Annotated in this window: 1 pseudogene; it reads left to right on the top strand. The window is 74.9% G+C overall.

The annotated features are described in order from the left end of the window. Positions 1-2 precede the first annotated feature (2 nt). Positions 3-15,560: pseudogene (locus SM450_RS28370) on the top strand (SDR family NAD(P)-dependent oxidoreductase); the annotation flags it as partial. Between the last annotated feature and the right edge of the window lie 20 nt (positions 15,561-15,580).

Below are 15,580 nucleotides of genomic sequence, written 5' to 3'. Positions count from 1 at the left end.
AGCGCGTGACGGCGGACCTGGCCCAGGCCCGGCGGCAACTGCGCAAGGCGGAGGCGGACCGGCAGGAGCCGATCGCCGTCGTGGGCATGGCCTGCCGGTTCCCGGGCGGGGCGAACACCCCGGAGGCGCTGTGGTCGCTCGTCGAGGGCGGCGTGGACGCGATCGGCGGCTTCCCGGTCACCCGGGGCTGGGACCTGGACGGCCTCTACGACCCGGACCCGGGGGCGGCCGGTAGGTCGTACGCCCGGCACGGCGGTTTCCTCTACGACGCCGAACGCTTCGACGCGGAGTTCTTCGGGATCAGCCCCCGGGAGGCGCTTGCCATCGACCCGCAGCAGCGACTGCTGCTGGAAACCTCGTGGGAGGCGCTGGAACGGGCCGGCATCGACCCGGCGACGCTGCACGGCAGCCGGACCGGGGTCTACGTCGGGGCGATAAGCCAGGAGTACGCGTCGCTGTGCTACACCGGCGGGGCGGACGTCGACGGGTACGTCCTGACCGGGACGACGACGAGCGTCGCGTCGGGCCGGATCGCGTTCTCGCTCGGCCTGGAGGGCCCGGCGGTCACCGTCGACACGGCCTGCTCGTCGTCGCTCGTCGCCATGCACCTGGCCGGTCAGGCGCTGCGCGGCGGCGAGTGCGATCTGGCCTTGGCCGGCGGCGCGACAATCATGGCCGGGCCGGGCATGTTCATCGAGTTCAGCCGGCAACGCGGCCTGGCCCCGGACGGGCGGTGCAAGTCGTTCTCCGCCACCGCCGACGGGACCGCCTGGGCCGAGGGCGCCGGCATCCTGCTCCTGGAGCGGCTCTCCGACGCCAAGCGCAACGGGCACCCGGTCCTGGCGGTCATCCGGGGGTCGGCGGTCAACCAGGACGGCGCGAGCAACGGCCTCACCGCCCCCAACGGGCCGTCCCAGCAGCGGGTCATCCGCCAGGCCCTGGCCAACGCCCGGCTGAAGCCGTCCGAGGTGGACGCGGTCGAGGCGCACGGCACCGGCACCACGTTGGGTGACCCGATCGAGGCGCAGGCGCTCCTGGCCACCTACGGCCAGGACCGGCCCGACGACCGGCCGCTGTGGCTCGGCTCGCTGAAGTCGAACATCGGGCACGCGCAGGCCGCCGCCGGCGTCGGCGGGGTGATCAAGATGGTCCAGGCGCTGCGCAACGGTGTGTTGCCGCAGACGCTGCACGTGGACACCCCGTCCCCGCACGTCGACTGGGACGCCGGGAACGTCGCCCTGCTCACCGAGGCCCAGCCGTGGGCGCCGGACGGGTCCCCGCGGCGGGCCGGGGTGTCGTCGTTCGGGATCAGCGGCACCAACGCCCACGTCATCATCGAGGAAGCGCCGGACGTGGAGGAGCCGGAGCCGCCGACCGGTACGCCGGTGCCGTGGCTGCTCTCCGGCCGCACCCCCGAGGCGCTACGCGAGTCCGCCGCACGGTTGCGCGATCACGTCGACGGCAAGGCGCAGGACGACGTCGCCCACACTCTGGCCCGCCGCGCCCACCACACCCACCGCGCCGTCATCCTCGACCACCACCACGACGCACTGGCCGCCCTGGCCGCCGATGAACCGCATGCGTCCCTGGTGCGCGGCGTCACCCGACCCGCCGGGAAGGTCGCGTTCCTGTGCACGGGTCAGGGCAGCCAGCACCCGGAGATGGCCCACCGCGACGAGCCGGTCTTCCTCGACGCGTTCGACGCCGTCTGCGCCGAGTTGGACAAGCACCTCGACCGGCCCCTGCGTGAAGCCATGGTCGACGCGGTCCACGAAACCCGCTACACCCAACCCGCCCTCTTCGCGATGCACGTGGCAATGCACGCCCTGGTCACCAGTTGGGGCGTCACCCCGGACTACCTCACCGGCCACTCCATCGGCGAGTTGTCCGCCGCCCACCTCGCCGGAGTGTTGAGCCTGCCCGACGCCGCGCTCCTCGTCGCCGCCCGAGGACGACTGATGCAGGCGGCCACACCCGGCGGCGCCATGATCGCCATCGAAGCCACCGAGGACGAACTGACCCCCATGCTCGACCCCGCCACGGTCAGCATCGCCGGGCTGAACTCGCCCACCAGCACCGTCATCTCCGGCGATCCTCAAGCGGTCGCCGAGATCGCCGCACACTGGGCCGGACTCGGACGGCGCACCAAGAAGCTCACCACCTCACACGCCTTCCACTCCCCCCACATGGACCCGATCCTCGACGAATTCCAGACCATCGCTCAGACCGTCACCTACCACCCCGCGACGATCCCCGTCATCTCCAACCGGACCGGCGAGATCGCCCCACCCTTCGACGCCGCCTACTGGACCCGACACATCCGCGACGCCGTCCGCTACCACGACACGGTGTCCACCCTCGACGCGTCCGGCGTCACCACCTACGTCGAACTCGGACCCGACAACACCCTCAGCACACTCACCCACGCCTGCCTCCCCGAGGACACCACCGCCACCATCACCGCCGCCCACCTCGGCCACCACGCACACGCCGCACTGCACGCGGCCGGCCGCGAGACGGTCTGGACCACCACCACATCCGCCGGACGACTCACCGACCTGCCCACGTACCCGTTCCAGCAGCAGACGTTCTGGCTCGACGCATCCAACACCCCGCACAACGCCGCCAGCCTGGGCCAGGCCACCGCCGCGCACCCCCTGCTCCACGCCGAGGTGGAGCTGCCGGACGGAAACGGCCACCTCTTCACCAGCCGGATCTCGGCGCGTACCGACTCGTGGATCGCCGAGCATGCCGTGCACGGGGCGCTCGTCGTGCCGGGCGCCGCGTTCGTGGGCATGCTGCTGCACGCCGGAAGCCGGGTCGGCTGCGACCTGATCGAAGAGCTGACCCACCACGTCTTCCTGGCCGTCCCCGAGCAGGGCGCGCTGCACCTGCGGGTCTCCGTGGACGCGGCCGACGACGCCGGCCGGCGTACGTTCAGCGTCCACTCCCGGTCCGAGGACGCGCCGCCCGGCGCGGACTGGACCCGGCACGCCACCGGAGTCCTGGCCGTCGCCCCGGACGCGACGCCGGCCGGGCTGACCGAGTGGCCGCCCCCGGGCGCGGCGATCGACGTCGCGGACCTCTACCGGCGACTGGCCGGCGCCGGTTTCGGCTACGGCCCGCTCTTCCTGGGCCTGCGGGCGGCGTGGCGGGACGGCGACACCATCTACGGCGAGGTGTCGCTGCCGGAGGGCGCCGACCCGGGCGACTTCGGGCTGCACCCCGGCCTGCTCGACTCGGCCCTGCACCCGATCGCGGTCGGCTCCGCGCTGCGTCCCGAGGAGGACCCGGACGCCGGCCAGGTGCGGGTGCCCTTCACCTGGGGCGGGATCGCGCTGCACGCGGTCGGCGCCGACACGCTGCGGGTCCGGATCGTGGTGTCCGGCCTGGACCGGCTGGCGCTTACCATCGCCGACGGCACCGGCGCGCCGGTGGCGACGGTGGACTCGCTCATCACCCGCCCGGTGTCGGCCGCGCAACTGGCCGCCGCCCGGCCGGACACCGGCCTGCCGCTGTACGGGGTGGACTGGGTGCCCCGGCCGGGTCCGGGCGCCGCCGTGGGCGAGCCGCTGGAGCTGCTTGCGGAGGACGGATGGCCGGCGGAGCCGGCGGACCGGATCGCCGTGCGGGTGCCGGCCGGCGCCCGGCCCGACCAAGGGCCGGTCGCGGACGTCCTGGGGCTCCTCCAGCGCTGGCTCGACGCGCCCCGGCCGGCCGAGGCCCGGTTGCTTCTGCTGACCCGGGGCGCGGTCGCGACGCGTACCGGCGAGGATGTTTCTGATCTTGTGGGCGCGGCCGTCTGGGGCCTGGCCCGCAGCGCCCAGGCCGAGCACCCCGGGCGCATCGTCCTGATCGACGCCGACGAGGACCCGGACGGTGACCTGCTCGCCCGGCTCGCCGACGGCGACGAACCGCAGGTCGCCCTGCGCGACGGCCGGATCCTGGCGCCCCGGGTGACGGCCGTGACCGGCGGCGCCGCGACCTCGCTCGACGCGGGCGGCACCGTCCTGATCACCGGCGGCACCGGCGCCCTCGGCGCGCTCCTGGCCACCCACCTGGTCACCCGCCACGGCGTCACCCGGCTGTTGCTGACCAGCCGTCGCGGACCCGACGCCCCGGGCGCCACCGCGCTTCGGGCCGCCCTCACCGGGCTTGGCGCGCACGTGGACATCGTCGCCGCCGACCTCACCGACCGTGACCGGGTCGCCGAGCTGCTCGCCACCGTGCCCGCCGCGCACCCGCTGACCGCCGTGGTGCACGCCGCCGGGGTCCTGCGGGACGCCGCGCTCACCTCGCTCACCCCGGAGCACATGGACGCGACGCTGTCGGCCAAGGTGGACTCGGCGTGGCACCTGCACGAGCTGACCGCCGGCTCCGGGCTTGCGGCGTTCGTGCTCTACTCGTCGATCGCCGGGACGCTCGGGACGGCCGGGCAGGGCAACTACGCCGCCGCGAACGCCGCGCTCGACGGACTGGCCGCGCACCGGCGCGCGCACGGGCTGCCAGCGGTCTCCCTCGCCTGGGGACTGTGGGCGCCGACCGGGGACGACGGCATGGGCGCGACCCTGGACGAGGCGGCGGCGGCCCGGGTCGCCCGTGGCGGGATCGTCCCGCTCACCGCGGCGGAAGGACTCGGACTGTTCGACGCGGCGCTGGCCGGGGACCGGCCCGCGCTGGTGCCGGCCCGGCTGGATCTGGCGGCGCTGCGCCGGCTGGCCGACGGCGGCGACCTGCCGGCCATCCTCCGCGGCCTGGTGCGCGCGCCGGCCCGGCGGGCGGCCCGCGGCGGCCAGGCCGGCGGTGACGAGCTACGCCGGCAGTTGGCCGGGCGGCCGGACGTGGACCGGCGACGGATCCTGACCGACCTGGTGTGCGCACAGGTCGCGGGCGCGCTCGGGCACGCGTCGGCGGCGACCGTGGACGCCGACCGGCAGTTCCAGGAACTCGGCTTCGACTCGCTCAGCGCGATCGAGTTCCGGACCAGGCTGGGGAAGGCCACCGGGCTGGCCCTGCCCGCGACGCTGATCTTCGACTACCCGACGCCTGCGGCGCTCGGCGCCCACCTGACCGCCGAGCTGTCGGAGACGGCTGCCGATCTCCCCGCCCGGACCGTCCGGCGGACCCGGGCGGGCGACGACGAGGCGATCGCGATCGTCGGCATGGCCTGCCGGTTCCCGGGCGGCGCGGACACCCCGGAGACGCTGTGGGACCTGGTCGCGGGTGGGGTCGACGCGGTGGGTGGCTTCCCGGCGAGCCGGGGCTGGGACGCCGACGACCTCTACGACCCCGACCCGGACGCCGGGGGCAAGACGTACGTGCGTGAGGGCGGTTTCGTCTACGACGCCGAGCAGTTCGACCCGGAGTTCTTCGGGATCAGCCCGCGGGAGGCGCTCGCCATCGACCCGCAGCAGCGGCTGCTGCTGGAAACCTCGTGGGAGGCACTGGAACGAGCAGGCATCGACCCGGCCACGCTGCGCGGCACCGCCACCGGCGTCTTCGCCGGGGTGTCCGCCCAGGAGTACGTCTCGCTCTGCCACACCGGTTCGGAGGGGGTGGAGGGCTACCTGCTGACCGGGACCACGACGAGCGTGGCGTCGGGCCGGATCGCCTACACGTTCGGCCTGGAGGGTCCGGCGGTCACGGTCGACACGGCCTGCTCGTCGTCGCTCGTCGCCATGCACCTGGCCGGTCAGGCGTTGCGCGGCGGCGAGTGCGATCTGGCCCTGGCCGGCGGCGCGACCATCATGGCCGGGCCGGGCATGTTCATCGAGTTCAGCCGGCAGCGCGGGCTCGCGCCGGACGGCCGGGCGAAGTCCTTCGCGGCGGGCGCGAACGGCACCGCCTGGGCCGAGGGCGCCGCCATGCTCCTGCTCGAACGGCTCTCCGACGCCCGCCGCAACGGGCATCCGATCCTGGCGGTCATCCGGGGGTCGGCGGTCAACCAGGACGGGGCGAGCAACGGCCTCACCGCTCCCAACGGTCCCGCCCAGCAGCGGGTCATCCGGCAGGCCCTCGCCAACGCGCGTTTGGAACCGGCCGACGTGGACGCGGTCGAGGCGCACGGCACCGGCACCACCCTCGGCGACCCGATCGAGGCGCAGGCGCTGCTTGCCACCTACGGCCAGGACCGGCCCGACGACCGGCCACTGTGGCTCGGCTCGCTGAAGTCGAACATCGGGCACGCGCAGGCCGCCGCCGGCATCGGCGGGGTGGTGAAGATGGTGCAGGCCATGCACCACGGGGTGCTGCCGCAGACGCTTCACGTCGACGAGCCGTCCCCGCACATCGACTGGGACGCCGGGAGCGTCGCCCTGCTCACCGAGTCGCGGGCCTGGCCGGACACCGGCCGGCCGCGCCGGTCCGCGGTGTCGTCGTTCGGCATCAGCGGCACCAACGCGCACCTCGTCCTGGAGCAGGGCACGGCTCCGGCGGCGCCGTCCGGCGAGGGTGCGGCCGGCTCTCCGGTGGGGTCGCCGTGGCTGCTCTCCGGGCACACGCCGGAGGCGTTGCGGGACAACGCCGGCCGGCTGCGCGACCACCTCGACGGCCACGCGGACGCCGACATCGCCCACACCCTGGCCCGCCGCGCCCAGCACACCCACCGCGCGGTGATCCTCGCCGACCACCGCGAAGCGCTCGACGCTCTGGCCGCCGACAACCCACACCCCGCGCTGGTACGCGGCACCGCCCGTCCGGCCGGGAAGGTCGCGTTCCTGTGCACGGGTCAGGGCAGCCAGCACCCGGAGATGGCCCACCGCGACGAACCCGTCTTCCTCGACGCCTTCACCGCCGTCTGCGCCGAGTTGGACAAGCACCTCGACCGGCCCCTGCGGGAAGCCATGGTCGACGCGGTCCACGAAACCCGCTACACCCAACCCGCCCTCTTCGCCACACACGTGGCCATGCACGCCCTCGTCACCAGTTGGGGCATCACCCCCGACTACCTCACCGGCCACTCCATCGGCGAACTCTCCGCCGCCCACCTCGCCGGCGTCCTGACCCTGCCCGACGCCGCACTCCTCGTCACCGCCCGAGGACGACTCATGCAGGCCGCCACCGCAGGCGGCACCATGATCGCGATCGAGGCCACCGAGGACGAGTTGGCCCCGATGCTCGACCCCGCCACGGTTTCCATCGCCGGACTCAACTCGCCCACCAGCACCGTCATCTCCGGCGACACCGACGCCGTCACCGACATCGCCGTGCACTGGGCGAGTCTCGGACGGCGCACCAAGAAACTCACCACGTCGCACGCCTTCCACTCCCCGCACATGGACCCGATCCTGGACGAGTTCCAGGCCATCGCCGCCACGCTCACCTACCACCCCGCGACGATCCCCGTCATCTCCAACCGCACCGGAGACGTGGCCCCACCCTTCGACGCCGCCTACTGGACCCGACACATCCGCGACGCCGTCCGCTACCACGACACGGTCACCACCCTCGACAACGCCGGCGTCACCGCATACATCGAACTCGGACCCGACAACACCCTCAGCGCCCTCACCCGGGCCTGCCTGCCCGAGGACACCACCGCCACCATCACCGCCGCCCACCTCGGCCACCACGCCCAAGCGGCGCTGCACGCGGCCGGCCGCGAGACGGTCTGGACCACCACGCCCCCGACCGGCCGGCACCTCGACCTGCCCACCTACGCCTTCCAGCACCAGCCGTTCTGGCTCGCCGCGCCGGCAACCCCGCGCGCCCCGAGCAGCCTCGGCCAGCACGACGCCACCCACCCGTTGCTCCAGGCCGAGGTGGAACTCCCCGACGGGAACGGCCGGCTCTACACCGGGCGGATCTCGCGGCGCTCCCACCCGTGGCTCGTCGAGCACGCCGTGCACGGCACCGTGGTCCTGCCCGGCGTGGCGTTCATCGACCTGCTCCTGGAGGTCGCCGACCGGATCGGCGCGGCGGCCGTCGAGGAGCTGACCCACCACGTCTTCCTCGCCGTGCCCGAGCAGGGCGCGCTGCACCTGCGGGTCAGCACCGGCGCCGCGGAGGGCGGGCGGTGGACCTTCACCGTCCACTCCCGACCGGAGGACGCCGCGCCGGGCGCCACCTGGACCCGGCACGCCAGCGGCACGCTCACCGCCGAGGCGCCCCGGTCCGCCGAGGCGCTCGCCGCGTGGCCGCCGGCCGGCGCGTCCCCGCTTGACACCGAGACCTTCTACCGGGAGTTCGCCGAACGCGGCTACCACTACGGGCCGCTGTTCCAGGGCATGCGGGCGGCCTGGCGCGACGGCGAGACGATCTACGCGGAGACCGGACTGCCCGACGGGACCGGGCCGGACGCGTACGGCGTGCACCCCGCCCTCTTCGACTCCTCGCTGCACCCGCTGAACTTCCGCTACGACGGCGGGACGGTGCGGCTGCCGTTCTCCTGGACCGGCGTCAGCCGGCACGCCGTCGGCGCCACCGCACTGCGGATCCGGGTCACCCCGGCCGGGCCGGACACGGTGTCGCTGCTGATGGCCGACCCGACCGGCGCGCCCGTGCTCGCCGTCGACGCCCTCACCATGCGCCCGGTCTCGCCGGAGCAACTGACCGCGTCCCGTCCGGACGCCCGGCCCCCGCTCTACCGCCTCGCCTGGACCGCCGCGCCGGCGGCCGGGACCGGGGCACCGGCGCTTGCCGTTCTCGGCGCGCCGGGTGACGGTCCGGCCGGCGTGCCGGTCCACCCGGATCCGGCCGCGCTCGCCGACGCGGGCGCCGTGCCGCCGATCGTGCTGGCCCGGGTGCAATCCGCCACCGGCCCGGACGACCGCGCGCCGATCCGGGCGGCGCTCGACCTGATCCGGGGCTGGCTGGCCGACGACCGGCTGGACGGCAGCCGGCTGGTGCTACTGACCCGGGGCGCGACCGCCACCGAGGACGCCGAGGACGTCACCGATCTGCCCGCGGCGGCGGTGTGGGGTCTGGTGCGCAGCGCGCAGACCGAGCACCCCGGCCGGTTCGGGCTCGCCGACGCCGACGCCGCCCTCACGGATCTGGCGCCGGAGCCGCTGGCCGAGGCGTTGGCCGCCGACGAGCCGCAGATCGCGTTCCGCGCCGGCCGGGCCTTCGTCCCCCGCCTGGTCACCACCGACCGGCCGGCCGAGCCGGTCACCGAGGGCCGGTTCGACCCGGCCGGGACCGTCCTGATCACCGGTGGCACCGGGGCGCTGGGTGCGCTGCTGGCCCGCCACCTCGTCGTCCGGTACGGCGTCCGCCGGCTGCTGCTGACCAGCCGCCGCGGGCCGGACTCACCCGGCGCCGACCGGCTCGTCGAGGAGTTGGCCGAGCTGGGCGCGCACGCCGAGGTCGCCGCCTGCGACTCCGGCGACGGGGACCGACTCGCCGCCCTGCTCGCCGCGATCCCGGACGCCCACCCGCTGACCGGGGTGATCCACGCCGCCGGCGTGCTCCGGGACGCCACAGTCGGCGCGCTCGACGACGACGGCCTGGCGGCGGTGCTGGGGCCGAAGGCCGACGGCGCCTGGCACCTGCACCGGCTGACCGCGGACCGGCCGTTGGCGGCGTTCGTGCTCTACTCCTCGGTCGCCGCCACGATCGGCAGCGCCGGGCAGGCCAACTACGCCGCCGCGAACGCGTACCTGGACGGGCTCGCCGCCCACCGGCACGCGCAGGGGTTGCCGGCGGCATCACTCGCGTGGGGGCTGTGGGAGTCGACCGACGGCGGCGGCATGGGCGCGGCGCTTCCGGACGCCGACTCCTCCCGGATCGGGCGGACCGGCGTGCTGCCGCTGCCCGCCGCGGAGGCGCTCGCGCTCTTCGACGCCGCGCTCGCCACCGGCGCGCCGACCCTGGTGCCCGCCCTGTTCGACCACGGCGCGATGCAGTCCCGGGCCGCCGCCGGCGGTCTGCCCGCGGTCTTCCGGGCTCTGGTGCGGGTCCCGCAGCGGCGGGCCGCCACCGACGCCGGGACCGGCGGCGCGGCGTTGCGCGGGCAGTTGGCCGGGCGGCCCGCGGGCGAGCAACTGCGTACCGTCCTGCACCTGGTCCGCTCCCGGGTCGCCGAGGTGCTCGGCCACACCGACGTGGACCGGATCGACGCCTCCCGCGCGCTGCTGGAGATGGGCCTGGACTCGCTTACCGCGGTGGAGTTCCGCAACGCGTTGAGCGCGGCGACCGGGCTACGCTTGCCGGCCACCCTGGTCTTCGACTACCCGACGCCGGCGGCGATCGCCGAGTTCGTGCACGGACGCCTCGCCGACGTGCCGGCGGACCGGGCCGTCGCCGTGGCGCCCGCCCGCGCCACGGGTCTCGACGACGAGGCGATCGCCATCGTCGGCATGGCCTGCCGGTTCCCGGGCGGCGCGGACACCCCGGAGACGCTGTGGGAGCTGCTCGCCGGCGGGGTCGACGCGGTCGGCGCCTTCCCGGACGGCCGGGGCTGGGACGTCGACGACCTCTACGACCCCGACCCGGACGCCAGCGGCAAGACGTACGTGCGGCACGGTGGTTTCCTGCGTGACGCGGACCGCTTCGACCCGGAGTTCTTCGGGATCAGCCCGCGGGAGGCGCTCGCCATCGACCCGCAGCAGCGACTGCTGCTGGAAACCTCGTGGGAGGCACTGGAACGCGCCGGCATCGACCCGGCCACGCTGCGCGGCACCGCCACCGGCGTCTTCGCCGGGGTGTCCGCCCACGAGTACCTGTCGCTGCTGCACACCGGCGGCGAGGGCGTCGAGGGTCACCTGCTGACCGGGACGACGACGAGCGTGGCGTCGGGCCGGATCGCCTACACGTTCGGCCTGGAGGGCCCGGCGGTCACCGTCGACACGGCCTGTTCGTCGTCGCTCGTCGCCATGCACCTGGCCGGTCAGGCGCTGCGCGGCGGCGAGTGCGATCTGGCCTTGGCCGGTGGGGCGGCGGTGATGTCGACGCCTGGCATGTTCATCGAGTTCAGCCGGCAGCGCGGGCTCGCCCCGGACGGCCGGGCGAAGTCCTTCGCGGCGGGCGCGAACGGCACCGCCTGGGCCGAGGGCGCCGCCATGCTCCTGCTCGAACGGCTCTCCGACGCCAAGCGCAACGGGCACCCGGTCCTGGCGGTCATCCGGGGGTCGGCGGTCAACCAGGACGGGGCGAGCAACGGCCTCACCGCACCCAACGGGCCGTCCCAGCAGCGCGTCATCCGCCAGGCCCTCGCCAATGCCCGGCTGAAGCCGTCCGAGGTGGACGCGGTCGAGGCGCACGGCACCGGCACCACCCTCGGCGACCCGATCGAGGCGCAGGCGCTGCTCGCCACGTACGGCCAGGACCGACCCGCCGACCGGCCCCTCTGGCTCGGCTCCATCAAGTCCAACATCGGGCACGCGCAGGCCGCCGCCGGCATCGGCGGGGTGATCAAGATGGTGCAGGCGCTGCGCAACGACCTGCTCCCGCAGACGCTGCACGTCGACGAGCCGTCCCCGCACGTCGACTGGGATTCGGGCGACGTCGCGCTGCTCACCGAGGCCCAGCCGTGGAAGCGCAACGGCCGTCCGCGCCGGGCCGGGGTGTCGTCGTTCGGGATCAGCGGCACCAACGCCCACCTCATCATCGAGGAAGCGCCGGACGTGGACGGGCGGGAGCCGGTGGGCACGCCGGTGCCGTGGCTGCTCTCCGGCCGTACGACGGATGCGCTGCGCGAGTCCGCCGTGCGGTTGCGCGACCACGTCGACGGCAAGGCGCAGGACGACGTCGCCCACACCCTGGCCCGCCGCGCCCACCACACCCACCGCGCCGTCATCCTCGACCACCACCACGAGGCACTGGCCGCCCTGGCCGCCGATGAACCGCATGCGTCCCTGGTGCGCGGCATCGCCCGCCCGGCCGGGAAGACCGCGTTCCTCTGCACGGGGCAGGGCAGCCAACACCCCGAGATGGCCCACCGCGACGAACCGGTCTTCCTCGACGCGTTCGACGCCGTCTGCGCCGAGTTGGACAAGCACCTCGACCGGCCCCTGCGTGAAGCCATGGTCGACGCCGTCCACGAAACCCGCTACACCCAACCCGCCCTCTTCGCCACACACGTGGCCATGCACGCCCTCGTCACCAGTTGGGGCATCACCCCCGACTACCTCACCGGCCACTCCATCGGCGAACTCTCCGCCGCCCACCTCGCCGGCGTGCTGAGCCTCCCCGACGCCGCACTCCTCGTCACCGCCCGAGGACGGCTCATGCAGGCGGCCACACCCGGCGGCGCCATGATCGCCATCGAAGCCACCGAGGACGAGCTGACCCCCATGCTCGACCCGGACACGGTCTCCATCGCCGGACTCAACTCACCCACCAGCACCGTCATCTCCGGCGACCCCTCCGCAACGGCCGCCATCGCCGCCCACTGGGCCGGGCAAGGACGCCGCACCAAGAAGCTGACCACCTCACACGCCTTCCACTCCCCCCACATGGACAGCGTCCTCGACGAATTCCAGACCGTCGCTCAGACCGTCACCTACCACCCCGCCACCATCCCGGTCATCTCCAACCGCACCGGAGACATCGCCCCGCCCTTCGACGCCGCCTACTGGACCCGACACATCCGCGACGCCGTCCGCTACCACGACATGATCACCACCCTCGACAACGCCGGCGTCACCGCATACATCGAACTCGGACCCGACAACACCCTCAGCACACTCACCCACGCCTGCCTCCCCGAGGACACCACCGCCACCATCACCGCCGCCCACCTCGGCCACCACGCCCAAGCAGTGCTGCACGCGGCGGGCCACGACACCACCTGGACCACCACCACACCCGCCGGCCGGCTCACCGACCTACCCACGTACCCCTTCCAACGCCGGCCCTACTGGCTGCGCCCGGCCGCCACCGGCACCGCCGCGAGCCTCGGCCTGGCCACCGCCGACCACCCGCTGTTGTCGGCCGCGACCGAGCTGCCCGACGGCGGCCACCTCTTCACCGGTCGGATCGGCCTCGCCACCCACGCCTGGCTGGCCGACCACGCCATCCACGACGCGGTCCTGCTCCCCGCGACCGGCTTCGTCGAGCTGGCGCTGTACGCCGCCGACCAGGCCGGGACGGACGGCCTCGGGGAGCTGACGCTTGAGGCCCCGCTGATCCTGCCCGAGCAGGGAGCGGTCCACCTGCGGGTGCAGGTCGGCCCGGCCGGCGACGACGGCGACCGGACGCTCACCATCCACTCCCGGCCGGAGAAGGCGCCGGCCGGCACCGAGTGGACGACCCACGCCACCGGAACCGCGGGCGCCGCCACACCGGCCGCTCCCGAGGACACCACCACGCCACCCGCCGCGGAGAGCGTGCGGCTCGATGGCCTGTACGACGCGCTCGCGGTCCGCGGTTACGGCTACGGGACCCGCTTCCGCGGCCTGGAAGCGGTGTGGCGGGACGGCGAGACGCTCTACGCCGACGTCGCCCTGCCGGCCGGGACGGATCCGGCCGGGTTCGGCGTACACCCGGCTCTGCTGGACGCGGCCCTGCACCCGATGCTGCTTGCCGTCGCCGCACGCGACAACGGCACGGACGGGGAGATCCTGCTGCCGTTCGCGTGGAGCGGGGTGACCCTGCACGCGACAGGCGCCACCCGGTTCCGGCTGCGGGTCACCCCGATCGGCCCGGACACGGTGAGCCTGACCGCGGTCGACGGCGCCGGCGCCCCGGTGGTGCGGGTCGAGTCGCTCACCGCCCGGCCGGTCACCCGGGCGCAGATCGCCGGCGCCCGGGTCGCCGTCGCCGACCCGCTGTACGCGACGACCTGGACCACCGCCGGAGCGGGTGACGCCGGACCGGACCGGATCGGCGCGCTGCGGGAGCTGCCGGGCGCGACCGTCTACCGGGATCCGGACGAGGTGGCCGGGGACACCGGCCGGCCGCCGGTGGTGGTGGCCGTGGTGCCGCCCGGTCGGACCGCCGCCGACCACCGGCCCACCGAGGACGTCCTGCGGCTGGTGCAGGGCTGGCTCGCCGACGACCGGCTTGACGACACCCGGCTGGCGATCGTCACGAGCGGGGCGGTCTCCACCCGTACCGGGGAAGATGTCCTTGATCTTTCGGCCGCCGCCGTCTGGGGCCTGGTCCGGACCGCGCAGAGCGAGCACCCGGACCGGTTCTGGCTGCTCGACTCGGACGTTCCGGCGGCGGCGCTGCCGGCGGACCTGCTCCGGCGTGCCCTGGCCGGCGCGGAGCCGCAACTCGCGATCCGGGCCGGGGAGATCGTGGTGCCCCGGCTGACCGCCGTGCCGCCGGCCGACGGCGACTCGCCGGCGTTCGATCCGGACGGCACCGTGCTCATCACCGGCGGCACGGGTGCGCTCGGCGCGCTCCTGGCCCGGCACCTGATCACCGCGCACGGCGCCCGGCGGCTGCTGCTCACCGGCCGGCGTGGACCGGCCGCGCTCGGCGCCGCGGAGCTGCGTGCCGAGCTGTCCGCGCTCGGGGCCGAGGTCACCATCGCCGCCTGCGACGCCGCGGACCGGGACGAGCTGGCGGCGCTGCTGGCCGGACGCCGGCTGACCGCGGTGGTGCACGCGGCCGGGGTGCTCGACGACGGCATGGTGACCGGCCTGAGCCCGCGCCGGCTGGCCACCACGATGCGACCCAAGGTGGACGCGGCGTGGCACCTGCACGAGCTGTCCCAGGGGCACGACCTGGCGGCGTTCGTCATGTACTCGTCGGTCTCGGGCACGCTCGGCGGTCCGGGGCAGGCGAACTACGCGGCTGCCAACGCCTGGCTGGACGGCCTCGCCGCGCACCGGCACGCCCGTGGGCTGCCCGCCAGCTCGCTGGCGTGGGGCCTGTGGGCGGCGGGTATGGGCGAGACGCTCGACCCGGCCGGAGCGGCCCGGATCGCGGCGTCCGGCGTGGTGCCGCTGACCGCCGCGCAGGGGCTGGCGTTCTTCGACGCCGCGATGCGGCTGCCGGAACGGCCCGCCCTGGTCCCGGTCCGGCTCGACCTGGCCCGGCTGCGCGCCCGGGCCTCGGCGGGAACGGTGCCGCCGCTGCTGCGGGGCCTGGTCCGGGCGCCGGCACGGCGGACCGCGCAGACGGCCGCGGCGGACGCCGAGGCGCTGGCCCGGCGGCTGGCGACGCTCGCCGACGACGACCGGCGCCGGGTCCTGCTGGACCTGGTCCGCGGCACGATGGCCGCCGCGCTCGGGCACGACCGGCCGGAGAGCATCGAGGCGGAGCGCGGCTTCCTCGACATGGGCTTCGACTCGCTTACCGCGGTGCAGTTCCGCAACCGGCTGGCCGGGGCGGTGGGGGTACGGCTGCCGGCCACCATCCTGTTCGACTACCCGACGCCCACCGCGCTGGCCGGGCACCTGCTGGGCCGGATCGTCCCGGCGCCGGCCGCCACCGGTCCGGCCGGAGCGCCGGCGGACGGTTCCGTGCTGACCGACCTGGACCGGCTGGAGGCGCGGATGCCCGGCCTGGGTCCGGACGCGCTCGGCCCGCTCGCCACCCGCCTGCAGACCCTGCTCGCCCGGGTGCACGCCGCTCGGAGCGACGGCGCCTCGGTGGCCGACCGCATCGACACCGCAAGCGACGACGAGATGTTCGACCTGATCGACAAAGAGCTCGGCATCTCCTGACGTGACACCGCTCAGCACGC

The organism is Micromonospora marincola (genome assembly GCF_056150385.1).
Note: the sequence above shows the minus strand (reverse complement) of the source record. Positions and strands in the feature narration are given on the sequence as shown.